Origin of the sequence: Allobosea sp. 2KB_26 (assembly GCF_052115715.1) — a bacterium.
In the GTDB taxonomy this organism is placed as follows: domain Bacteria; phylum Pseudomonadota; class Alphaproteobacteria; order Rhizobiales; family Beijerinckiaceae; genus Allobosea.
Genome location: NZ_JBFRHE010000036.1, coordinates 1 through 22,279, shown reverse-complemented (window position 1 = coordinate 22,279; position 22,279 = coordinate 1). Strand labels below are relative to the sequence as shown.

Below are 22,279 nucleotides of genomic sequence, written 5' to 3'. Positions count from 1 at the left end.
CGTCAGAATGGTGTAGCGCGTCGAGGCGCCATAGCCGCCTTGTTCCGCCAGAAGCTGCACCGTTCCCCCGGACAGGGTGGCGGTTCCGGTGGCGGCGATCCTGTCGGACTGGCCGGCGGCATTGACCTCGAGCTGATAGGTCGAGCCGGAAGCGAAGGAGATGTTGCCAGCAACGTTCAAGGTGCCGATCGAATTGCCCGGCGCGACCGTGCCGGCATGGCCGACGACGACGCTCCCGACCGTGCCCGAGCCGCCGAGCGCGCCGCCGGCCAGCGTGATGGTGGAGCCTGTCAGCGAGCCGTTGACCGTGAGCAGGCCCGACAGCACCGAGGTCGCCCCGGTATAGCTGTTGCTTCCCGTCAGAATGAGCTGGCCAGTACCCTGCTTGGTCAGCGTCCCCGTGCCCGAGATGTTCGCGGCGAGCGTGGCGGTATCGACAAAATCCGCGACGATGGCGCCGTCATTCAGGATCGCGTGAGTGTCGATCGTGCCCGCGCGCCCGCCGGTGCCCAGATTGAGCACGGAGGTATCGCTGATCTCCACCCAGCCGGCCTTGACCGTGCCGCCATCCGCGGCGGTGAGCATGGCGGTGGTGGCGCCGCAGCCGCAGCCATAACCGACGAAGAGGCCGTCGACCACGTTGAGTTGGGAGCCTGCGCCCGTGACCGTCACAGTGGCGCTGGCGAGGCCCAGCCCGGCATCGGAATCGTAATAGAGGCTGCCGTTCAGATTGACGATGCCACCGTCGGAAACGACGAGCGCGCCGGTTCCATTGGACCACTTGGAGCCGATGAACATGTGCTGCTCGACATTCCAGACCGAGCCGGCGCCGGTCACGCTGACGGTCGCCGAGGTCCCATGTCCCTCGATGAGCGCGCCCGCCTTGCTGTTCATCACGCCGCCGCTGCTGATGGTCAGGGTCGCGGCAGCAGGACCGCCGACATCCGTATAGCCCTCATTGGTGACGCTGGAATTTGCCCCCGAAACCTCCATGGCGGATTTGATCGCCAGGTACCCCATCGGGTCCACCAGCTTCAGCGTTCCGCCATTGCTGACCCGGAGCAGGCCGTTCGACACTTCGTTCCAGCCCATGGCCCAGCCGGTCGGATCGCCGACCGTGAGCGAACCGCCCTTGATCTCGAGCGTCGGGCTCGCGCTGCCGCTGAGGGTGAACGCGCCCCCGATGACATTGTGCGCTCCGGTCAGCGACAGGGTGCCGGGGCCGTTCACAAGGAGAGAGCCCGGGCCGGAAATCTGACCCGAAAGGGTCAACACGCCGCTGGCGTCGATCGTGCCGCCGGCTGCGCTCAACGTCACATCCCGTGCCGAGGTGAAGCTGCTGGTGGTTCTGAGCGCGCCACCGTTGAGGGTCAGCCCCCCTGAGACCGCACCGAGATTGGCGTCGCGGCTTATCGAGAGAACGCCTCCGTTGATGGTCGTCCCGCCGCTATAGGTATTCGTCCCTGTCAGGATGGTGACCCCGGCCTCGATAAGAAGCGCGCCGGCGCCTGTGATCTTGGGCGCGAACGTGTAGGCCGTAGAGGTATGGTTGAAGACAATGCGTCCCGTGCCTGCGCCGAATGCGACTTCGGCCGCGAGAAGGCTCCCGACCGCCGCCGCCGGTTGGCCGGACGCGGCACCAATGTTCACTGTGCCTGTACCGCCATGAGTGCCGTAGGAGGCGACCCAAACGGTGCCCCCGCCACTCCCAACGGACACCGTGCCTCCGTCCTGGATAGTGAGTGTCCCGTCGCCGAAAGCGCCGACGTACATGCCGCCGCTGCTCAGGGACGATCCGGCCCCTTTGACCGTCACCGAGCCCGCGGCACGATGGGAGGGGCCGCCAGCGTTGCCTATGGTAACGAAATCAAACGAGACAGTCCCTCCTGCCTCTATGAGCAGCGAGCCAGTGCCATTGTGTCCAACATCGAGTTGTCCACTGCCGCTGAGGGATGACCCGGTCCCCGTCACGCTGACTGAGCCGATACCGCCCACTTCCTTGCCGAGGCGGACATCCTCGGAGCCCATGCTGACGGTGCCGCCGCCGGCAATGGTCAGCGCGCCAGTGCCTGTTTGACCAATGTCGAGGAGGCCGCCCGGAGTCCAATGCGGCAGCGGATTGGGCGATGGAAGAGGCGAAACATCGCCCGTCACCGTCACGGACGGCGTTTGCGCCGCAGCTCCCAGCGGCAGGCCGGCGAGCCAGGTGGCGAGAGACAGCGCCGTGGTCGCCCGGAAGGACGCAGCGCGGCGGCCCGGCCGCGTGTGTCCGCGCGCCTGCAGGCCGTATTGTTGCCAGCCACGCGCCGCATCTTCGATCAGTCGCAGGATGGCGAGCGGCGCTCGCGCTCCGCGCCTCACGCCGGCCGCCCTATGTACTCGCGTCATCCAGCCCCCGGCGTTGCGGACAGGATCGAGTCGCCGCCGCATTGCATGCCAGCCGCGACAACTAGGGCAGGGGCACTCTCGCGACAATACGGCATTTGCCGTAGATGCCGCAGAAAAGTTGTATAATTCGGATGTTAAATGACGCAGCGTCCTGCTGCGCGGGCGCTGGTGGAGCAGAACGCGGTCGGCTGGGCGAAAGTCAGCGTGCTGCGCCGCCGGCACGGCAGCCGGCTGGGCGGTAACCGCGGCAAGGACGCATCCTACCCCACGGTCACCCCGGCCAAAAATGATGGCACGACGGTTTACACGCTCAAGGCCGAGGATGTCCCTGTCGACGTGTTCCGGTCGATCAGTGTCTATGACGAGAAGGGCTTCTTCCAGAAGAACGATGACGACGCCTATTCGGTCAACAGCGTCACCGGCAAGACAAGACCGGCAAGACAAGACCGGCGAGACACGACCGGCGAGGCAAGCGCCGATGGTGCGATCGACCGGATGGTGATGCGTTCCGAGCGGCCGCCTTCGACCCAACCGGGTCGGCCGCCGCCCGGCTCGCTGATTGGACACACCGCGCTTGATCTCACGCCGTGGCAACACGTATGTCGGCGAGCATGCGTATTCCGTCCAATCCCCTCGTGCTGATCGGGCCGGCAATACTCGTCGTCTTTGCAGTGAGCTTCGCCGCAGTCTGGGTGAGGGATCGACGGCACCAGCACCTGCTGTTTCTTGGCGCGGCCTGCCTGCTATTCTGCACCGGGACCTTGTCGCAGATCCTCGCCATACCGGACGGCGATGGTGTGAATGCGGTGACCTCGGCGCTGATCTACACCGTGAGCGTCCTGCTTCTCAGCGACGGGCTTCTCCGGCGCTCGGGAGCGCGGCTGCCGTGGGTTTCGTATCTGATCGTCCCGGCCCTGATCGCGGGCGCCATCGCCTATTTCTACTACATCGATCGCCGCCTCGTCGTGCGGATCTATCTCCTGAATTTCGGTTACGGGCTGATCTTTCTCGCGACCGCCTGGCGCCTGCGCCAGCTTCGGGGCGGGCGGCTGCCGGAGCAGATCCTATTTTGGGTGCTGGTCGCCTTCTCGCTCCATTTCTTCCCCCGCACCGTGCTGACCGTCGGAGCCACGCCCCCGGCGGCCGGCGATTTCGGTTCGTCACCCTTCTGGCTGGCCTTGCAATTCTCGCTCGCAGTCTTGGGGGTGGCACTGGCGCTGGCGGTCTTCGCCGTCACCGTCAGCGACATGATCGAGACGCTTCGCAAAGAACGATCCACGGATCACCTGACCGGTCTTTCGAACAGGCTGGGCTTCGAGGAGGCTGCCAATCGGCTCTTGCGCGACGCCCGTGCCTGGCCGATCTGCCTGGTGATAGCCGATATCGACCGTTTCAAGAGCATCAACGACACGTTCGGGCATCCCGCCGGCGATGCCGTCCTCAGAGCTTTCGCGAAGCTGCTCAAGGAGACTGCGCGACGGGTCGACCTTTCCGGACGTCTTGGCGGCGAAGAATTCGCCCTGCTGCTGCCGAACTGCGATACGGCCGGCGGCTACGCCTTCGCCGATCGGCTTCGATCCATCGTGCGGCAAACCCGTTTCGAGGGGCTGCCTCAATCAACATATGTGACGGCGAGCTTCGGGCTGGTCATTGCCAGCCGAGGCGAAAGCCTGAGCAGTCTCGTCGCCCGCGCCGACAAGGCGCTCTACCAAGCCAAGCGCTCGGGCCGAAATCGCGTCGAAATCGATGCTGAGAGCCTCACTGCGCCGGCGCCCGCAAGGACGCCATCCTGAGCGCGAGAGGCTCGGGCGCGGTCTACGGAAACGAGCAGTTGCACAAACTATGGCGGGTTCACGAGGGCCGCTCTGCGCTGCGCGCCTTGCACGCGTTCTTTCCGGCGCTCTAGGATCGGCCTGCCGACATCGCGGCGATGCTGGATACGGAAGGTCTCAAGCATGAAGCGTCGGACATTTCTGGGCGCTGCCGCTGGCGCCGCCGTCTCGGTGATCGCAAGGCCCAGCCTCGCGCAGCCGGCAAAACTCCTGAAATTCGTTCCCGAGGCGGATGTCGCGATCGTCGATCCGGTCTGGACGACGGCGACGGTGACGCGCAATCACGGCTATCTCGTCTTCGATACGCTCTATGGCCAGAACGCCGATTATGGTTTCGAGCCCCAGATGGTGGCGGGCCATACGATCGAGGATGACGGCAAGACCTGGCGACTGACCTTGCGCGAGGGCCTGCGCTTTCATGATGGCGAGCCGGTGCGGGCGCAGGACGTGGTGCCGAGCATCCGCCGCTTTTCCGCCCGCGATGCCTTCGGCCGGGCGTTGATGGATGCGACGGACGAGCTGTCGGCCGAATCCGACCGCGTCGTGAAATTCCGCCTGAAGCGGCCGTTCCCGCTGCTTCCGGCCGCACTTGGCAAGACCGGGACGTCGATGCCCTGCATCATGCCGGAACGGCTGGCGGTGACCGACCCCAACAAGCAGGTGACGGAGATGGTCGGCAGCGGCCCGTACCGCTTCAAGGCCGACGAGCGGGTTCCCGGCGCCTTGGCGGTCTACGAGAAATTCGCAGGCTATGTTCCGCGCCCGGATGGCTCGGCCACCTTCACCGCCGGCCCCAAGAGCGTGTTCTTCGACAGGGTCGAGTGGCGCATCATGCCCGACCCTTCGACGGCGGCCAACGCGCTCAGCACCGGCGAGATCGACTGGTGGCAAAACCCGACACCGGATCTGCTGGGCACGCTTCGAGCCAAGGCCGGGGTGAAGGTCGAAGGTCTCGATCCGGCCGGCGGCATCGGCTGCCTGCGCTTCAACAGTCTCCACCCCCCGTTCGACAATCCCGCGATCCGGCGCGCCCTGCTCGGCGCCATCGACCAGAGCGAGTTCATGACCGCGGTCGCGGGAGACGAACGCTCGATGTGGAAGGACCATGTCGGCGTGTTCAGCCCCGACACGCCGCTCGCGACCACGGCCGGAACGGAGGTTCTGGTCGGCAAGCGGGATTTCGCGGCGGTCAAGCGCGCGCTGGCGGCGGCCGGCTATAACGGAGAGCGCGTCGTGCTGCTCGATCCGACCGATTACCCCTCGACCCATGCGCTGGCGATGGTGGCGGCGGACGCGCTGCAGAAATCCGGGATGAACGTGGACCTGGTCTCGACCGACTGGGGCACCGTCGTTCAACGCCGCGCGAGCAAGCAACCCATCGACAAGGGCGGCTGGAACATCTTCTTCACCTATCTGAACGGCACCAACAATTTCGATCCCGCCAGCCAGCTCGGCATCCGCGGCAATGGCGATCAGGCCTGGTTCGGCTGGCCGAAATCGCCGCGCCTGGAAGAGCTGCGCCTCGATTGGTTCGCGGTCAAGGATATCGCCGCTCAAAAGACGATCTGCGCCGAAATCCAGAAGCAGTTCTTCGTCGAGGTTCCCTATATCCCGCTCGGTGCCTATTACGAGAAGACGGCCTATCGCGGGTTGGCCGGGATGCGCATCGGCTTTGCGCAGTTCTACGACGTGAAGCGAGCATGATGAGCAAGACGATCCGTATCGCCGTTCTCCAGTTCTCCCATGAGACGGTGACCTTCCTCCCCAACGACACCACCCGGGAGGATTTCATCTATCCCGGCTCGCCGGCCGGAGGGGAGGCGCTGCTGGCGACCGACCCGAAGGGCTATATGGGCGGTTTCGTCCAGGTTGCGCGCGAATATGACGATGTCGAGCTGATCGGTATCACCTCGCCGCTCTGGCCACGCACCGGCACAGGCTCGGGCTGGGTCACGCAGGATGCCTACGAGCATTTCCTCGGTGTCATGATCAAGGAGCTGAAGGCGCAACCGGCGCTGGACGGCGTCTATCTGGCGCTTCACGGCGCGCTGGCCGTGCGCGGCGTGCCGCGTCCCGAGGCCGATATCGCAAGGCGCGTCCGCGAGGTCGTCGGCCGGGAGGCCTTCATCTCCGCGACATTCGATCCCCATGGCAATGAGGACGAAGCCTTTCTGGAACACGCCGACATGGCCTTCTGCGTCAAATACTTCCCGCATTACGACATGCACCTGCAGGGCGAGCGCGCGGCGCGCATGCTGGTCAGGGCGATCCGCGGCAGCTTCAGGCCGGTGCACCGGTCGCTGCGGATTCCGATCCTCGCTCCCACGGTCGTGATGTGGACCGGCGCCTCGCCCTGGTCCGATCTGGTCCAGCGGGCGCTGATCTGGGAGGCGAGGGAGCCTGACGTCTTCGTCAACGTCTTCTTCGGTTTTCCCTGGTCCGACGTGCCCGATGCCGGGATGGGCCTTCAGGTGCTGACCCATGACGACCCGGAGCTCGCCGAGCGCGTGCTGCTGGATATGGCCGACTGGATCTGGCGCCGGCGAAAGGCGCTGCTCGAGACCGTGAAGATCCACACGATGGAGCAGGGCGTGGTTCTGGCCCGCGAGGCTGTGACGGCGGGCAGGGCGCCGGTCGTGCTCGCCGATTACAGCGATCGCTCGGGCTACGCCACCTGGCTGCTGCAGGAGATCATCGCGCAGAGCTGTGAGCGCACCCTGATCGCCACCATCGCCTCGCCCGAGGCCATTCGTGCCGTGCTCGCAGCCGGCGCTCGGCCTGGCGATGTATTCGACGCTGAGATCGGCGGGCTTTTCGATGAAACGGCCGGAGAGCCTGTGCGCATCACCGGCACGATCCGCGATATCCGTGCGGCCACGAACCGACGCGGCATGGGCAGCGAGACTGTCTGCGTCAGCTTCGGCAACGGCAATGTGCTGGTTTTGAGCTCCTATCTGGTCCAGATCATCGAGCCATCGGAACTCTGGCAGCTCGGTCTCAAGCCCGATGAATTCGATATCATCGCGATCAAGTCCCGCGTCCATTTCCGCCGGGGCTTTGACGATAGCGGCTTCGCGCCGACGATCCTCCTGGTCGAGCCGCCGAAGCCCTTCATGGGCACGGTGCATCTCGAAGCGCTGCCCTACGAGAACCTGACGCTGAAGGACTACTATCCCTATGGCAACCCGCGCTTTCAGCCGGAGGAGGGCGGGGATTCCTAGGCGGAATCTCGGTGGTCGACGCTATGACCGCCGGCGGGCCGAGCTGACATCAGGCGCATGCCTGGACCGCTGCACTAAAGCAATGTCTGCCGATGGGATCCGGCGCTCTTGCGGCCGAAGGCCCTGGGAAAGCGGCCTCCATGAGCCGGATCGCACTCTATGATGAAAACGACCGCGTCTCGGCCGTCGACTTGCTTCTCGGCGTGAGCCGCGGGCAGATTGGTGCACGGTCACCGGAAGCAATCCAGATCAACAAGGGACCACCATCTATTTTGGCGGTCCTGGAGGGACCATCTAGACCGCGTCAATTCTCCGGCGTCGGATCCATGATCCGCTTCGTCCTGCCACGGAGCATTGACTGGTAAACTGGCGCCAGTCGCGGGCCGTTCCTCAAATCTGCCGCATCCCCTTAAGGGTTGCATGCCCATTCCTGCCGGCGATGATGGGGCCGTGCACGGAGATGCCGAGTGGGATGGCGATGATCGCTTTCGTCATCTCGATATTGGCCTGATGATCCGGCGATGGTCGCCAGGCGAGTGGGTGATTGAACTGGCGCCCTGTTTTGGCGCGTGCGGCAGCATCCGCGCCAGCCCGGCCAGGATTGTGGTAGCGTATGACGGCAAGGGCTGGGATGCTGTCCTCTGGCAAATTCCTTTCAGGTAGCGCCACTAACTGACTCTTGCGCATCGCCCGGAAGCGGACATCGCCGTTCGAGATTGCTCAAGGCCCAGTCTCGCCTCATGCGAGACATTCGAGCGTGCTCCGTCTGGTGGCGGCAGCGGCCTGTTGAATAAGCACGGATACTCAGTTCCGTCACAGATCGACGACGACGTCGCCCAGAGGCTGGGAACAGCAGATCAGCACATTGGTGCCGCCTGGTGGATCGATAGGGTCGGGCCGGTAGGCGACTTTCCCAGCCACAAGCCCGGTTTCACAGGAGTGGCAGACCCCCGTGCGGCAAGACCACCGCGTGGGGATGTCGCAAGCTTCGGCAAGCTCAAGGAGGCTCTGAAACGCCGGCCCCCAAGGGACGCTTAAGCCACTCCGGGCGAACGAAACCATCGGCCCCGCGGCGGAAGGCCCAGGAGGCAGGTGCGGCGGCAAGTGCGGCGGCCGCTGCGGCGAGGCGACGATCCCCGGGGTATTCGACGGACCTGCGCCGAACAGTTCTGTGTGGATACGGTCTTCAGCGATGCCCCAGGCTGCAAGGCCTGCGGTCAGGTTGCTCATGAAGGCCGCTGGCCCGCAGATGAAGAAGTCGGCATGGCGCGGGACGTCCAGATCCCGAAGCGCTCCCATGTCCAAACGTCCATAAGCATCGAAATCCGCGCCCGGCCTGTCCTCGGGATCGGGCGCGCTGTAGCGTATGTGGCGGTGGCCGTGGGCCAAGGCTCTGAGCAGGGTTCGGGCCTCCTGAGCAAAAGGATGCTCGCGGCCGCAGCGGGCCCCGTACAGCCACCAGACGTCCCGCGGCGACGCTTCGGCCGCCAATGCGTGGAGCATCGACATGACAGGAGTCGCCCCCACCCCCGCACTCAGGAGGACGACGGGGCCATCGTCCGGCCGAAGAGTGAAGCTGCCTCGTGGCGCGCTCACGTCCAGCACGTCGCCAATCTGCACCGCTTCGTCGATATAGGTGCCCACCACGCCGTGCGGTTCCCGCTTTACGCTGACCCGATAGCAGCGCTCGCTGGGTTCACCCGACAAGGAGTAGCTGCGCATGAGCGCCGGCGCGACCTGGGCCGGCCTCAGGCGCAGCACCACAAACTGGCCGGGAAGGGCAGCCGTCAGGGGGTGTTCATCCACGGGCTCAAGCGCCAGCGAGATCACGGCGCTGCTCTCGCGAATCTTGCGCGACACCCGCAGCGGACGGAAACCCGCCCAAGCCGGAGGCGGCCCGGACGCCGGAGCGAGCCCGGCATTTCCCGTCGTCGCGCCGCCGCTCTGCTCTTGCGCGAGCAGCGTCTGGAAGGATCCGCGCCAGCCTGGGCTCAGTGCGGGGATGCGCAGCGCGCGCTCGATCTGGCTGCGAGGGTGACCGGGCCTATAGAGCAGTGCATCGATCTCGGCGACGGTCATACGCTCGGCGCCGATTCCGACCTGGACGATCTCATCTCCCGCTTCGATTTGGCCTTCCTCCAAAACACGCAGATAGAAACCGGGCCTGCCGCGCGCCACCAGCAGCGCGGCCATTTGCGGCTCGTTCATGCGAAGACCGACCCGGTAGCAAGTGACGCGCGGCTGCGTCACCTCGAACACGGCGCTGCCGATCCTGTAACGGTCGCCAATGCAGACCTCCCGGTCCGGCAAGCCATCGACCGTAAGATTTTCTCCGAACTGTCCATAGGAGAAGTCGTCACGGCCTAGCTCACCTTGCCAAAAGCGATAGGAGTCCAATTGATAGACTAAAATGGCCCTGTGCTCGCCGCCGTGCCCGGCAAGGTCTCCTTGCCCATCGCCATCGATGTTGAGCCGACGTACCGCGCGCGGACCTTGAACTGGTGCTTTCCAAACGGCGGTGCGGACGGTCTTGCCCCGCCACGGAATGTCGCGTGGCAGGCCCACGTTGACCGAAAGCAAGCGAGCCATCACGTCCTCCTCCTGCGACTGGATTGAAGGCACGGACAAGAAGCCCGCCGGGAAGCCCGACAAGATTATGTCCTCCGCAGGCCCGCATGTGAAAGAGGGCTCTACAAACCATGACGCGACGCCAGGGGCCGGCGCACCGCCCTCGACCAGGCCGCGCAAGGACGTTGACGCCGGGACGGGCTGAGTGAGCCTCAGGCCTTCCCAAGCTGGCCGGGCCTTACTCACGCGGCCGGCGCTGCACCGGCCGGAGATCGCGCAGAGCATTGTGCCGGATATCTGCTGAAGGCCGCCATAGCGACGGAACATTCTGCCTACGCCCGGCTTCAGCTTCTTTGCGAGGGGGCGGCTCCGATGTTCAAAATGCTCTACGAGCTCTCGATGCTCGCCACCGAAGCGCAGCAGGCCATATGGCTGCGCACGATCAGGCTGTCAGCCGGCGGATCTGCCGCTGGTCGCGAGGCCGAATTGATGGTCACCGAGAAACTGGCGGCCGCTCAGCAGGCTTTTTCGAGCCTCGCAGCAGGGTCGTCTCCCATCGCAATCGTGCGTGCGTATCGCTCCAAAGTGCGCTTGAATGTCAGGCGCTTGTCCCGGCGATAGAAGATGTCCCGCTTCGATGGCGTGGGCGAGGAGGCCGATTTCTCTCGATCTCCTGACATGACTTGAAGGAATCCGAGATGCGTCAACCCATGCATGGGCGCTTCGATTTCACCCGTGCCGAGCTTTGGGCTGACGGCGCCGTGCATGTGCTTGGCATAGCCTTGGGCATGGGTGCGGTCGCCATTCTGATCGCGAGAGTGCTCGCGACGGCTTCGCTGGCCGATCTGATGTCTGTCGCGATCTACAGCGTCGCGTTGATTGCCGTTCTCAGCGTTTCCGCCCTCTACAACATGTGGCCGGTGTCGCCCATGAAGGGGCTGTTGCGACGCCTAGATCATTCGGCCATCTACGTTTTGATTGCCGGGACCTACACCCCCTTCCTGATGAAGCTCAGCGAAGCCGTTTTGGCGCAAGCGCTGTTGGCTGCCGTATGGATCGCGTCGCTCGCCGGCGTCCTGCTCAAGCTTGCTCTGCCCGGCCGGTTCGAGCGCGTTTCGATCGTTCTCTATCTCTGCCTCGGTTGGAGCGGCGTGATCGTGTGGGACCGCGTTGCGCAGTTTCCTGCGGTCACCTTGTGGCTCATGCTGGCGGGCGGCGTTCTCTACACGGTGGGCGTCCTGTTTCACGTCTGGCGGAGCCTTCCGTTTCAGAACGCCATTTGGCACGTCTTCGTCCTCGTGGCGTCCGGCTGCTTCTACGGGGCTGTGCTTGCGACCTACGGTTTGGCTCCATCGGCCTGAGGAACCGGCGATGGCCGCCAGGCGAGACGCGGCGTCCGGGAGGAGGAGCGCGGAAGAGCGGCGATGCGTGGCATCACGTCGCGCTCTCTGAAATGGTAAGGTACCGGATGCCCATCTCGGCTTACCTTCAGGCAGGCTTGTTCGTGGTTGCTGCGGCCACCGCGTTGTTCGCAAGCGCCGGCACGCTCGCCATCCCGGGCTTTTGGACCTATCTGGCAATCCTCGCCATCGTCATGATCGTTTCGTTCGCAGCGCTCGATCCGGACCTGCTGCGCGAACGCATGCGGCCGGGCGGCAACAAGCCGCCGCCCGCGTTGAGGGTCTTCTCGCTGATCCTGTTCCTGCATTGGATCGTTGCCGGGCTCGACCGTGGTCGTTTCCATTGGAGCGACGACGTGCCCGGCTGGCTGCAAGGCATGTGCCTGTTCACGGTCGGCGCCGGCTACGTCCTGGCACTGTGGGCCATGCGCGTGAACCGGTTTTTCTCCTCGGTCATTCGCATCCAGACCGACCGTGGTCACCACGTCATCACCACGGGGCCCTACGCCTTCGTTCGCCATCCCGGATACAGCGCCGGAATTCTGATCATGGTGGCAAGCGGACCGGCACTCGGATCGTGGCTCGCGGCTGCGCTCATCGTGGTTTTCAGCCTGCCGTTCCTGCTCCATCGCGCGATCACGGAGGATCGCATTCTTCAGGCAGAGCTTGCAGGCTATTCGGATTACGCCGCGCGGGTCCGATGGCGGCTCGTTCCGGGCATTTGGTGAAGGCCAGATCTCACTTGGGAATGCATGCTCCTCGCCCGCCAGCTCACCAGACGGGGCGAGCAGTGTCGGGGGAGGCGCCAACGAGCACGGCCGGATCGCGCGGGCGCGGCCATCTGGCTCCCCCGGGAGCAGCTCTTCGATTTGAAAGCATGATCCGGAGTGCCGGGCATCCACGCCTTGGGTAGCCCTGGAAACCTGGCGAGGTCGCGATGTGGTTTCGCCAGTTCATCCGTGCTGGAGGAAGGCAACGCCTGATGCGCGTTCAATCCTGTGACGTCTCTCCTCAAGGGGACCGGATCACGATCGCCCTTCCGGAGCATGCCGGCGAGCTCCGCAAGATCGAATTATCGTTCGACGAAGCGAGCGGGCTGGCGATGACCTTGCCACGCTTGTTGTCCATGGCCCTGCGCCGGCGCTTCTCCGACGACAGCCTGCGCCATGTCTACGCGCTGCGCGGATACAAGGTCGAGTGCGCGTCCGATTTGCGGCACCTGCTCGTGACCCTGACGGCCGATGACGGGTTCGATGTCGCCTTTGCCATCACGCTCGGGGCGGTGCCGCTCTTTGCGCAGGATCTCCTCACTCACCGCGAACGGCTCGAGACGTCAGAGCCTCTTCTCCCCAACTGACGCCATTGCTCCCGACGAACCGACGCGGTTGCCTGGATGTGGTGGAATCCGCGCGGCTTGCCGGCGAGACAGGAAGGCCTCGACGGGGTGAGCCGTCGAGACCTTAGCTGGCGTTCAGAAGACAGCGCGGCACGCTTCGCGTTCATGCCATGGCTTCCTTCTGAATGAGAATGCGCTTGCGCTCGAGACCCCAACGATAGCCTGCCAGATCGCCGTTGCTCCGAACGACGCGGTGACAGGGAATGGCCAGCGCAATCGGATTGGCGGCGCAGGCGTTTGCGACAGCCCGCGGATGGGCGTACGGGCTGATCACCTGCGACAATTCGCGATAGCTCACCGTCCGACCGAGCGAGATCGCCCTCAGCTTCTCCCAGACGCGGCGCTGGAACGGCGTCCCACGCATGTCGAGGGCGAGGTGCAGCCCTTCAACGGGGGCTTCGATATAGCGACGCACCTTGGTCAGATCGTCCTGGACCGCGGCTTGGCTGGCGATGAGCGTGGCCCGCGGGAAACGGTCGGCAAGATCCGCGGCCAGTTCGTCGGCGGTGTCGCCGATCAGGATGGCACAGACCCCTCTTGAGCTGCGGGCGATCAGCACCTTGCCGAGTTCGGTGTCGGCCGTGTCATGAAGAATAATATCGACGGATCCGGCTTCGAACGAAGCCCATGACATGTCATTGATGATCGTGAGGTTCATAACCGTAGCTCCCTGCTCAGTTCTCATGATCAAAATTACTTTTGGCAGCGGCCTCCCGAACTCCGATCCTTGCTTTCAAATCGACGAATGAACTGGACGATGTCTTCCTAAGGAAATCCTATGAGCGTTTCCGCCCAGGTCATGATCTTCAGGAAGCGGTGGCACGACGCCGGAAGGCGCGCTGGCGCCTTCGGGTGCGCGGTCGCCGCACCCGCAGCTTCACGTGCATGATGGACGATGAGGCCGAGCGGCGTGCTGCGCCTGCCGGTTACTGCCGGATGCGGGCAGGTTCTTGAACGACCGGGTCAGGCAAGTCTGAGAATCGTGGTCTCGGCCAGGAGATAGGTTTCCCCGGAGGCGAAGCGGACCTCGACTTCCCCGGTTTCGAGCAGCTCCCAGACTGCGAAACCGTCGGCCACCAGTTGGCCGATATAGCTCATGACAAGCGCCTTGTCCGGGTTGTCCTTCGCAAGCGCGACGAGCGCGCCAATCGCGTCCTCCGTCCCAGGGAGTCTGCGCCGGCTCGTCCTGGCGTTGAAGCCGCCACTCGAAAACATCGCGAAAACGTCCTCGTATCGGTCGTCGGGCGCGCCAGGCGCGCAGCACGCTGACTGCTACAGATCGACCCGTCGAATGATCATCCAGTGCTCACAAGGCTGTCCTGACATCACGCCGATCATGGCCGGCAACACGGAAATCCAAGATCGCGCTACAACGCGCCGCGGAATGTAAGATTGATACGCATGCGCCCGACGGTTCCGTGGACGCCATCCTTCAATTCGGGAACGCCGTGATAGAACAGGCGCGATGGTCCGCCCCACACGGCGACATCGCCGTGTCGAAGCGCATATCGCTTTACCGGGTCATTCCGCTTCAGGCCGCCGAACTGGAATGTCGCGGGCAAGCCGAGCGAGACCGAGACGATCGGATTGGCGAAATCGCGCTCATTCCTGTCCTGATGGAGTGAAAGCCGGGCGCCTGGCTCGTAGCGATTGATCAGACACGCATCAGGTCGAAAATCGGGGTAGCCGGCGCGTGCGGCGGTCGTGATCGCGAGCTCGAGGAAGCAATCCGGCATGGGGGGCCACGGGCGCCCAGTCCCGGGGTCATTGCGATCGTAGCGATAGCCGGTCCGATCCGTGACCCATCCGGCCGTCCCGCAATTGGTCATGGCCACGGACATGGCGAAGCCCCCCGGCGTAACCATGTGCCGAAAGGGGGCCTGTTCGGTGATGTCAGCCAGCGCGCTGAGCAAGTCCGTCTCGAATGGCAGCGCGGCGCCACGCAGCAGCACCGCGCCCTCGGCCATGATTTCGGTCGATGGCTCCGGCGACCCGAGCGTTTCAAATAAATCAAGCATGACTGCCTATTTCAACGTGTTTCCTCGCTCGCGCGGCATTCGCCAGAGATACCAGGAGGCGACCGTGCGATGGGGTGCCCAGGCCTTCGAGATCTCGCGGAGCGCCTTGGGCTTGAGCTGTTCATCAAGCGATTTCAGGGCGCGGTAGCCTTCGCGAACCCCGAAATCGTCCGCCGGAAGGATGTCCATCCGCTCCAGCGAGTACATCAGCAGCATCTCGACCGTCCAACGGCCGATGCCCTTGATGGCGACCATCCGGGCAATGAGATCCTCATCGTCCATCGTGATTGCGATATCGCGTGCCGGGATCACGCCCGTCGTCGCGCCTTCCGCGATGGCCTTGACGGTTGCGATCTTGCTGGCGGAGAAGCCGCAGGCGCGCAGCGCATCGAATTCCGCCGCAATGAGATCTTCGGGAGAGGGAAAGGCCCGGTCATCGAAAAGCGCCTTGAGGCGGCCGATGATCGCGTCCCCGGCTTTGGCCGTGAGCTGCTGATAGGCGATGGCGCGCACCAGCGCTTCATAGGGCTCGCGGGCAGCCTTGGGATCGTGCCGGCATGGGCCAACCCGGGCAATCAGCTTGGCCCAGTCCTCGTCGAGCTTCGTCAGGAAGGCGACCGAGTCATCGTAGCGAGAAAATGGATTCATCGAAGACCAATATCGTCAGGGTATTCGGGGAGGCGGTCGCGGGCTTACGCCGTCCGGGCAGCCTCGCGATCGAGAAGGGTTCGCTTGCGCTCGACACCCCAGGCATAGCCCGAGAGCGCTCCGTCGTTGCGAACGACACGATGGCAAGGGATCGCGACGGCCAGAGTGTTCGCCGCGCATGCGCCAGCCACGGCGCGCACCGAATTCGGTGATCCGATGCGGCGAGCGATCTCTGAATAAGACACCCTCGCTCCGACCGGAATCTCCTGCAGGGCCCGCCAGACGCGACGCTGGAATGCGGTGCCGCGGACATCGAGTGGAAGATCGAGACCGAGGCCGGGATTCTCGACGAACCCGACGACGCGAGAGATCAACGCCTCGTATTCGCGATCCGCACCGATCAGACGGGCCTTGGGAAACCTGTCCTGGAGATCCCGGAGCAGTTCATCGGGGTCGTCTCCGAGCAGGATCGAGGCGACGCCCTTCTTGCTCGACGCGACCAGAATCGCCCCAAGCGATGTCTGCCCGATGGCGAACCTGATCTCCTCATTGGCTCCGCCGGCGCGAAATTGTGACGGGGTCATGCCGAGCATCCCGGTCGACTTCTCGTAGAAGCGACCGCTTGAATTGAAGCCCGCGTCATAGATCGCCTCGGTCACGCTATGGCCCGCGCGGAGGCCCTCGCGCACCTTCCTGGAGCGATCAGCCGCAGCATAATCCTTTGGAGTGAGGCCGGTCGTCGCCTTGAAGATGCGGTGGAAATAACTGGGACTGCGCCCAATCGCTAGGGAAAGAGTCTCCAGCGAAGGTTCCTCCTCGCTGTCCTCTATGATCCGACAAGCCTTGGCGACCAGGGTGGCGTTCCCGGCCTCTGACGAAAGACCATCGGGATTGCAGCGCTTGCAGGGGCGAAAACCCGTCGCCCGCGCGCTCTCCAGCGTGTCGTGAAGCGTGACATTATTCGGATTGGCCGTCCGCGATGGGCAGGACGGGCGGCAATACACTCCTGTCGTCGAGACGCAGTACCAGAGCTGCCCGTCCGCGGCCTTGTCGCGGGCGACGATGCGTGCCCAACGCGGATCGTCCGCGACCGAGCGGGGAAATGCGCTTTGCCTGGCGCTTTGCCTGGGCGTCAGCTTTGCGAAGAGGGTCATTGTTGTCATCTCGGAACATCCTGGCCCGACCGTGCTCCTGATCGACCTTCGCGACACTCCGATCCTTGCTTTCAAATCGGATGTTTCCCACCCGATTTCTGCAATGGCTGCGCCGCGCCAATCCGAGATCTGCAAGCAAACCGCGAGCGGTGCGAGCCCAGGACAAAGAGGCCCGCGCAATCGTGCGCAGGCCTCTCGGTGGGGGCGATAACATGCCGTGCCGCGCGCAGGCTCGGCATGATCGGGATCAGGCAGCCGTGATGAGGCCGAGTTGCGTCATGGCCGTGAGCCCGTCATCCAGGCCGATCTCCTCGACGATCTTGCCGTCCACCACCTTCAGAACCGTCGTGCCGGTGAAATGCATCTTGCGGCCGGTGGCGGCGGGAAGGGCCTCATAGCCGACCAGGAAGTCGGCGAAGGCCGCCCCCGTATGCGTGCCGCCGCCTTCCCACTGGCCGACGACATAGTCGCCCTCGGCGATCAGGTCGGCGGTGCCCCAGAAGTTGAGGTCCGGAAACGCCGCGCGGAAGTCGGTCATGAAGGCCTTGATGTCGGCGCGGCCGCGGCGAGGTTCGTGCAGCGAATACTTCAGAAGCATATCGGGCGCCGCGATCTCATCGATAACAGCAAGATTGACGTCCTTGCCCCAGAACTCGGTGAACCAACGGCCAACGACGGCCTTGTTGTCATCTTCTTTGCTCATTGGAAAACATCCTTCCATCTGCTTCCTGTCCGGTCAGCGATGTCGTTCGTCGACCTGAGCAAAGGGATACGGGGGCTGAGTCCGGGCAAAACTCCGATTCATGACGTCGAATCCAAACAACGGAATGAGCCGCGTTCGAAGCCTCGCCGGCCGCGGCCATTGCGCGATGAGGTCACGCCCCCGAGGGCGCCGGGCAGACAGGCCTCACTCGGGGCGCGCGGAATGCCCAGCCTGGTCGCCGGAGGGCCTGATCTCCAATTCGATCGCATGAAACGGAGTGCCGGCGGGGGCGGCTGACACCATCACGGCGAGAGAATTGGATCCAGCAGGCATGCGAGCCGCTGGAGCATGCCGAGCCGGGAGCGCGAGATGTCGCCAAGCTACGCACCCATCCAGCACGAGGACATTCCCGCCGGCGCGAGCGGGGTGATCTATCGGATCTCGTACGGGGTGCAATACGGCGAGCTGGTCGATCCGCAGTTCGTCTACAAGGTCCAGCTCATCGATCATGGCCAGGTCGAGGGGGAGGCGGGTCTTTGCCTCCCGGATCAACGCGATGTCGCGGTGAGAGTCGCGCAAGCCATATCCCGCTTCATCGCCAGACCGCATCCGCTGTAGCGAGACTGGCTGGGCGGATATGTTCCGAGCGCTTTGACGGTGACCATTCGAGGTTGCAAGGCCGGCATCGTGGCAATCATAAGGAACGATGTTCAGCTTCTTCGATTCACTTGTTGATTCGACAGCATCGCCTCCGGGCGAGCCTCCCAGCGGACTGCGAACGTTCTATTGGCATTACGTCCGCCAGGCGAAGGGCCTGTTCGCAGCGCTGTTCGTGGTCGGCTTTGTGCTCGCCGTCCTTGAGGCCGTGGTGCCTTATCTGATCGGGCGCCTCGTCTCTGTCCTGTCGTCGGTGCCACGCGAGCGCGTTTTCGACGCTGCCGGCCAACTTCTTCTGGTCATGGCAGCGATCGTGCTCGTCGTCCGGCCGCTGGGCACGATCCTGTTTCGCCTGCTCGTGAACCACTCGATTGCCGTCTCTTTCACGACGCTGGTTCACTGGCAGAATTACTGGCACGTCGTGCGCCAGCCGCTCTCCTTCTTTCATGACGATTTCGCCGGGCGGTTGGCCAGCCGGGTCATGCAGACGGCCCGGCCGCTGCGAGAGAGTATCGTCTCCTTCGTGCGCGCGGTCTGGCAGATCCTGGTTTTCGGCGCGACCGCGATCGGCCTTCTCGGCACGCAGGACATTCGCCTCGCCGCGCCGATGTTGGTCTGGTTTCTGCTCTACGGTGCACTCCTCGCCTACACGTTGCCGAAGGTGCAGGTCCGCTCGCGGGAGACCTCGGAGACGCGCTCCGCCATCGCCGGCAAGGTCGTCGACACCTTCACCAACATCATGACGGTCAAGCTGTTCGGGCGCCGGACCGATGATGACACCTATGTGCGCGACGGCTTCCTGCGCTTCCAGGCCGCTTTCGCCCGCCAGCAACGACTCAATACCGTCTATGTCTTCTGCCTGGTCTGCCTCAACGCGATCCTGTTGGTGATGACTGGCGGGATCGGCGTCTGGCTTTTCTCCGAGGGCCGGGTCGACGCGGGCACGCTGACGACCGCTCTTCTTCTGACAACCCAGATCATCGCCATGTCGGGTTGGGTGGCGTTCGAAATCGCAGGTATTTTCGAGAATATCGGCATCGTGCAGGAAGGAATGAAGACGATCGCGCAGCCGCTGAGCCAGCTCGACAAGCCTGATGCGCGTCCGCTCGAGGCTCCCCATGGCGAGATCCGTTTCGAGGATCTGCATTTTCACTACATGAAGCCGCACCGCGTGGTGGAGGGGCTATCCTTGACCGTTGGTGCCGGCGAAAAGGTCGGTCTGGTCGGGCGCTCGGGCGCGGGCAAGTCCACGCTCGTCAATCTGCTGCTCCGCTTCTATGAACCGCAATCGGGCCGAATCCTGATCGACGGCCAGGACATCGCCGGCGTCACCGAGGAGTCGCTGCGCGCACGGATCGCACTGGTGGCTCAGGATTCGTCGCTGTTGCATCGCTCGATCGGCGAGAACATCCTTTACGCCCGCCAGGATGCCGATGAGTGGATGATGCGTGACGCGGCCCGGAAGGCGCAGGCGGACGGCTTCATCGACACGCTGGTGGACGGCAAGGGGCGCCATGGATACGAGGCCTTCGTCGGCGAGCGCGGCGTCAAACTCTCCGGCGGACAGCGCCAGCGCATCGCCATCGCGCGGGTGATCCTGAAAGATGCCCCGATTCTTCTGCTCGACGAGGCGACGTCATCCCTCGACTCGCAGGTCGAGGCCGCGATCCAGGATGCGCTCTCGGATCTGATGCGCGGGAAGACCGTTATCGCTATCGCGCATCGCCTCTCGACGCTGCAACTCATGGACCGACTTGTGGTGATGGATGGCGGGCGCATTGCCGAGCAGGGCTCCCATGCCGAATTGCTTGATCGCGGCGGGCTCTACGCCGACCTCTGGGCGCATCAATCGGGAGGCTTTATCGTGCCGCCACGCCCGCAGGGTTCTCGGAAGCCGTAAATTCGTCGAGCACGCTCATTCGGCGGCTCTCGTCATCGGGGCAGCGAGGCCCATTGCGAGCTCAAGGCCGCCGATGATTTGCCCCCGTCATTCCCACCGCGCTGGAACCGCAGCAGAGCGCGAACCCGTCTATCTCCCCGAAGGCATGATCAACCTCATCAATGCCGTGCCGGCGGTGGCCGGCCGTGATATCCTGGATCATCGGATCGGACATCGCATCCGATCCGATGATCTCACCTTTTGTGCTTGCATCGACTTTGCCCCGAAAACCGCAATCCACTGTTCGGGCCGATGCTTCAGGGTTGCGCTACCAGTCCATCGCAGGCCTCTCGGGAGAGTACCATGGACGCCACGCCCCACGCCGCTTCGACCCTTGTGCCTCCCGCGGCAGCGCCGGAGCCTCCCCCGCATGTCACCCTGATCCAGATGGCGACGGCCGCCTGGGTTTCGCGGCTGGTCTACGCTGCGGCGCGGCTGGACCTGGCCGATCACCTGGCCACGGGCCCGCGCAGTGCCGAAGACCTGGCCGGCCCGCTGCAGCTCCATGCGCCTTCGCTCCATCGCTTCATGCGCTGCCTCGCCAGCCTGGGCCTGCTTGCCGAGCAGGCCGGCCAGCGCTTTGCCCTGACGGCGCTGGGGGAGGCGCTGAAGACGGGCGCGCCCGGTTCGGCGCGGGCCACCATCCTCACCGCCGGCAGCCCCTGGTTCGCGGGGGCCTTCGACGACATCGTCTATTCCCTGCAGACCGGCAGGACGGCGTTCGAGAAGGCGCAGGGCGTGCCGGTCTTCGACTATCTCGGCCGGCATCCGGACGAGGCCTCGCTGTTCAGCGAGACGATGGTCGGCTTCCATGGCCGGGAGCCGCCTGCCGTCGCGGAGGCCTATGACTTTTCGGCCTTCGGCACCGTCGTCGACGTCGGAGGCGCCACCGGCAACCTGCTTGCGGCGATCCTGGCGCGGCACGAGCGGCCGCGCGGCATCCTGTTCGACCGGCCCCATGTGGTGGCCGACGCGCCGGCCCTGCTGGCGGAACGGGGCGTGCAGGCGCGCGTGGCGATCGAGCCAGGCGACTTCTTCGAGACGGTTCCCGCCGGCGGCGACGCTTATGTGCTGTCCCACGTCATCCACGACTGGAGCCAGCAGCAGTGCCTCACCATCCTCAGCCATGTCCGCAAGGCCATGCCGCCCGACGGGCGGCTGCTGCTGGTGGAGATGGTGCTGCCCGCCGGCGACACGCCCCATCCCGGCAAGGTGCTCGACATGGTGATGCTGGTGCTGCCCGGCGGCCAGGAGCGAACGGAGGAGGAATACCGACAGCTCCTCGCCAAGGCCGGCTTCCGCCTGACGCGGGTGATCCCCACCAGCTCCGACGTGAGCATCGTCGAAGCGACGCTGGCGGCGTAATCCGGGATGCGCTTGATGAGTGAGCGCCTTTGATTGTCATTGCTTCGGTCCGGCCGATCCGGAAGACGGTGCGCTTCGAGAACCGGCCGATGGTTGCGGCCGTTGTCACCCCGACGCAGCAGCGAGGCACGGAAGACCACGTCCGCCCGTAGCGCCTAGCGCTGCATCAGAGTTGCGCGAGGTCCGGACGTTGGGACCTTGCCAGGAAGCGGACGTCCGTGGCGCGTCGTCACGCCTCGCGGCATCCCAACACGCGCTCGGCCCGTCGGCGCGCAATACGCTTCGTCAAACTCTACGCCAGCTGAACCAGGCGGAGGGGGACTGGAACTTCGCAGCGAAACTCTCGGGACGCTGTTCATAGACCTGCCGAATCTTGCCCGCGTGGCAGAGCCAAGCTGTGTGGCGCGCGGTCGATCAGGAGGGCTATATTCCCGATGAGATCGTCCAGATTCGGTCTCGAGGAAGAGGACGGCGCCGTTTGCCGCCGTCTCTTCAGGAAACCCCGAACTTCCCGCGTTCAACGTACACCGACCACGCATTGCGCCAGGATATCATGCTAAAAAATGCTCTGCTGAATCAACGCTATGCGGTATTTGTCCTTGCCATGCTCGCTTTTGTCGCCTCGCTTGCTGGGGGGCTCGTCTATAGCGGGTGGCTGCTTGTCCCGACGGTGGTTGCGGGCGCGCTGGTCCTTCTGGGCGTTCATGATATGCGCCAGCACAAGCATTCGATTCTGCGCAACTATCCCGTGATCGGGCATCTGCGCTTTCTGATGGAAAGCATCCGGCCGGAAATCCGGCAATACATCATCGAAAGCGACCATGACGAAGTTCCGTTCAGTCGGCAGGACCGCGCCCTGGTCTACCGGCGCGCCAAGGGCGACGAGGACAAGCTGCCCTTTGGCACCTCTGAGAACGTCTACGGTTCCGGCTATGCGTGGTTGACCCATTCGGCCGCGCCGACGGCCATTGTCGACACCGATTTTCGCGT

Annotated in this window: 19 protein-coding genes and 1 pseudogene; 12 read left to right on the top strand and 8 right to left on the bottom strand. The window is 64.4% G+C overall.

Going from position 1 to position 22,279, the window contains the following annotated elements; all coding sequences use genetic code 11:
* On the bottom strand, positions 1 to 2,388 hold a 2,388-nt coding region (locus tag AB4099_RS34450; protein ID WP_441481407.1), incomplete at its 3' end, for a beta strand repeat-containing protein.
* Positions 2,389 to 2,526: 138 nt separating this feature from the next.
* Here AB4099_RS34450 and AB4099_RS34445 point away from each other — a divergent pair.
* The 5 genes from AB4099_RS34445 to AB4099_RS34425 all read left to right on the top strand — a co-directional run bounded on the left by AB4099_RS34445 (position 2,527) and on the right by AB4099_RS34425 (position 8,104).
* Complete coding sequence (locus AB4099_RS34445) at positions 2,527 to 3,030, top strand: hypothetical protein (protein ID WP_441481406.1); 504 nt, start codon at positions 2,527 to 2,529, stop codon at positions 3,028 to 3,030.
* Positions 3,000 to 4,181 carry a GGDEF domain-containing protein gene (locus AB4099_RS34440; RefSeq protein WP_441481405.1) on the top strand — a complete coding sequence of 394 codons (1,182 nt, stop codon included), beginning with the start codon at positions 3,000 to 3,002 and terminating at the stop codon, positions 4,179 to 4,181. The genes AB4099_RS34445 and AB4099_RS34440 overlap by 31 nt, the downstream gene beginning before the upstream one ends.
* A 162-nt stretch (positions 4,182 to 4,343) precedes the next feature.
* Entirely contained in the window at positions 4,344 to 5,924 is a 1,581-nt protein-coding gene (locus tag AB4099_RS34435; protein WP_441481404.1) for an ABC transporter substrate-binding protein, read from the top strand.
* An 11-nt stretch (positions 5,925 to 5,935) separates the two neighbouring features.
* Positions 5,936 to 7,441: a M81 family metallopeptidase gene (locus AB4099_RS34430; protein WP_441481409.1), complete on the top strand. Its 1,506-nt coding sequence runs from the start codon at positions 5,936 to 5,938 to the stop codon at positions 7,439 to 7,441.
* A 420-nt stretch (positions 7,442 to 7,861) separates the two neighbouring features.
* Positions 7,862 to 8,104, top strand: a complete 243-nt coding sequence (locus tag AB4099_RS34425; protein WP_441481410.1) for a hypothetical protein — start codon at positions 7,862 to 7,864, stop codon at positions 8,102 to 8,104.
* Positions 8,105 to 8,254: 150 nt separating this feature from the next.
* On the opposite strand, the gene AB4099_RS34420 is transcribed toward AB4099_RS34425, so the two are convergent.
* Positions 8,255 to 10,030, bottom strand: coding sequence for an MOSC domain-containing protein (locus tag AB4099_RS34420; protein ID WP_441481408.1), 1,776 nt, complete (start codon positions 10,028 to 10,030; stop codon positions 8,255 to 8,257).
* Positions 10,031 to 10,692: 662 nt separating this feature from the next.
* Here AB4099_RS34420 and trhA point away from each other — a divergent pair.
* From trhA to AB4099_RS34405, 3 genes are all read left to right on the top strand, one after another.
* Entirely contained in the window at positions 10,693 to 11,370 is a 678-nt protein-coding gene (gene trhA / locus AB4099_RS34415) for a PAQR family membrane homeostasis protein TrhA (RefSeq protein WP_113518892.1), read from the top strand.
* A 107-nt stretch (positions 11,371 to 11,477) separates the two neighbouring features.
* Complete coding sequence (locus tag AB4099_RS34410) at positions 11,478 to 12,137, top strand: methyltransferase family protein (RefSeq protein WP_441481403.1); 660 nt, start codon at positions 11,478 to 11,480, stop codon at positions 12,135 to 12,137.
* 254 nt (positions 12,138 to 12,391) lie between these two features.
* A complete protein-coding gene (locus AB4099_RS34405; protein WP_441481402.1) occupies positions 12,392 to 12,766 on the top strand; it encodes a hypothetical protein in 375 nt (124 codons plus the stop codon).
* Between the two features lie 142 nt (positions 12,767 to 12,908).
* On the opposite strand, the gene AB4099_RS34400 is transcribed toward AB4099_RS34405, so the two are convergent.
* The 6 genes from AB4099_RS34400 to AB4099_RS34375 form a co-directional block, all read right to left on the bottom strand.
* Positions 12,909 to 13,463 carry a methylated-DNA--[protein]-cysteine S-methyltransferase gene (locus AB4099_RS34400; RefSeq protein ID WP_441481401.1) on the bottom strand — a complete coding sequence of 185 codons (555 nt, stop codon included), beginning with the start codon at positions 13,461 to 13,463 and terminating at the stop codon, positions 12,909 to 12,911.
* A 305-nt stretch (positions 13,464 to 13,768) separates the two neighbouring features.
* A complete protein-coding gene (locus tag AB4099_RS34395) occupies positions 13,769 to 14,020 on the bottom strand; it encodes a hypothetical protein (RefSeq protein ID WP_441481400.1) in 252 nt (83 codons plus the stop codon).
* Positions 14,021 to 14,172: 152 nt separating this feature from the next.
* Entirely contained in the window at positions 14,173 to 14,823 is a 651-nt protein-coding gene (gene alkB, locus AB4099_RS34390) for a DNA oxidative demethylase AlkB (protein ID WP_113518886.1), read from the bottom strand.
* Positions 14,824 to 14,829: 6 nt separating this feature from the next.
* The gene (locus tag AB4099_RS34385) at positions 14,830 to 15,471 is read right to left on the bottom strand and encodes a DNA-3-methyladenine glycosylase family protein (RefSeq protein WP_113518885.1); all 642 of its coding nucleotides are present in this window, start codon (positions 15,469 to 15,471) and stop codon (positions 14,830 to 14,832) included.
* A gap of 44 nt (positions 15,472 to 15,515) precedes the next feature.
* On the bottom strand, positions 15,516 to 16,625 hold the full coding sequence (gene ada / locus AB4099_RS34380; RefSeq protein WP_162768500.1) for a bifunctional DNA-binding transcriptional regulator/O6-methylguanine-DNA methyltransferase Ada: 1,110 nt from the start codon (positions 16,623 to 16,625) through the stop codon (positions 15,516 to 15,518).
* Positions 16,626 to 16,872: 247 nt separating this feature from the next.
* Positions 16,873 to 17,328 carry an ester cyclase gene (locus AB4099_RS34375; protein ID WP_113518883.1) on the bottom strand — a complete coding sequence of 152 codons (456 nt, stop codon included), beginning with the start codon at positions 17,326 to 17,328 and terminating at the stop codon, positions 16,873 to 16,875.
* A 369-nt stretch (positions 17,329 to 17,697) separates the two neighbouring features.
* On the opposite strand from AB4099_RS34375, the gene AB4099_RS34370 reads away from it, so the two are divergent.
* From AB4099_RS34370 to AB4099_RS34355, 4 genes and pseudogenes are all read left to right on the top strand, one after another.
* Positions 17,698 to 17,946, top strand: coding sequence for a hypothetical protein (locus tag AB4099_RS34370; protein WP_441481399.1), 249 nt, complete (start codon positions 17,698 to 17,700; stop codon positions 17,944 to 17,946).
* A gap of 88 nt (positions 17,947 to 18,034) precedes the next feature.
* Positions 18,035 to 19,885 (top strand): ABC transporter ATP-binding protein, encoded by a 1,851-nt coding sequence (locus AB4099_RS34365; RefSeq protein WP_441481398.1) that lies wholly within the window; start codon positions 18,035 to 18,037, stop codon positions 19,883 to 19,885.
* A gap of 342 nt (positions 19,886 to 20,227) precedes the next feature.
* On the top strand, positions 20,228 to 21,289 hold the full coding sequence (locus AB4099_RS34360; RefSeq protein WP_441481397.1) for a methyltransferase: 1,062 nt from the start codon (positions 20,228 to 20,230) through the stop codon (positions 21,287 to 21,289).
* Between the two features lie 397 nt (positions 21,290 to 21,686).
* Positions 21,687 to 22,279 (top strand): annotated as a pseudogene (locus tag AB4099_RS34355) (hypothetical protein); the annotation flags it as partial.

What these genes read in the sequence shown, in the direction of transcription:
- AB4099_RS34445 (WP_441481406.1), top strand. Translation starts at nt 2,527, where the DNA reads ATGACGCAGCGTCCTGCTGCGCGGGCGCTGGTGGAGCAGAACGCGGTC.
- AB4099_RS34440 (WP_441481405.1), top strand. Translation starts at nt 3,000, where the DNA reads ATGCGTATTCCGTCCAATCCCCTCGTGCTGATCGGGCCGGCAATACTC.
- AB4099_RS34435 (WP_441481404.1), top strand. Translation starts at nt 4,344, where the DNA reads ATGAAGCGTCGGACATTTCTGGGCGCTGCCGCTGGCGCCGCCGTCTCG.
- AB4099_RS34425 (WP_441481410.1), top strand. Translation starts at nt 7,862, where the DNA reads ATGCCCATTCCTGCCGGCGATGATGGGGCCGTGCACGGAGATGCCGAG.
- AB4099_RS34420 (WP_441481408.1), bottom strand. Translation starts at nt 10,030, where the DNA reads ATGGCTCGCTTGCTTTCGGTCAACGTGGGCCTGCCACGCGACATTCCG.
- AB4099_RS34410 (WP_441481403.1), top strand. Translation starts at nt 11,478, where the DNA reads ATGCCCATCTCGGCTTACCTTCAGGCAGGCTTGTTCGTGGTTGCTGCG.
- AB4099_RS34405 (WP_441481402.1), top strand. Translation starts at nt 12,392, where the DNA reads ATGCGCGTTCAATCCTGTGACGTCTCTCCTCAAGGGGACCGGATCACG.
- AB4099_RS34400 (WP_441481401.1), bottom strand. Translation starts at nt 13,463, where the DNA reads ATGAACCTCACGATCATCAATGACATGTCATGGGCTTCGTTCGAAGCC.
- AB4099_RS34395 (WP_441481400.1), bottom strand. Translation starts at nt 14,020, where the DNA reads ATGTTTTCGAGTGGCGGCTTCAACGCCAGGACGAGCCGGCGCAGACTC.
- alkB (WP_113518886.1), bottom strand. Translation starts at nt 14,823, where the DNA reads ATGCTTGATTTATTTGAAACGCTCGGGTCGCCGGAGCCATCGACCGAA.
- AB4099_RS34385 (WP_113518885.1), bottom strand. Translation starts at nt 15,471, where the DNA reads ATGAATCCATTTTCTCGCTACGATGACTCGGTCGCCTTCCTGACGAAG.
- ada (WP_162768500.1), bottom strand. Translation starts at nt 16,625, where the DNA reads ATGACCCTCTTCGCAAAGCTGACGCCCAGGCAAAGCGCCAGGCAAAGC.
- AB4099_RS34375 (WP_113518883.1), bottom strand. Translation starts at nt 17,328, where the DNA reads ATGAGCAAAGAAGATGACAACAAGGCCGTCGTTGGCCGTTGGTTCACC.
- AB4099_RS34370 (WP_441481399.1), top strand. Translation starts at nt 17,698, where the DNA reads ATGTCGCCAAGCTACGCACCCATCCAGCACGAGGACATTCCCGCCGGC.
- AB4099_RS34365 (WP_441481398.1), top strand. Translation starts at nt 18,035, where the DNA reads ATGTTCAGCTTCTTCGATTCACTTGTTGATTCGACAGCATCGCCTCCG.
- AB4099_RS34360 (WP_441481397.1), top strand. Translation starts at nt 20,228, where the DNA reads ATGGACGCCACGCCCCACGCCGCTTCGACCCTTGTGCCTCCCGCGGCA.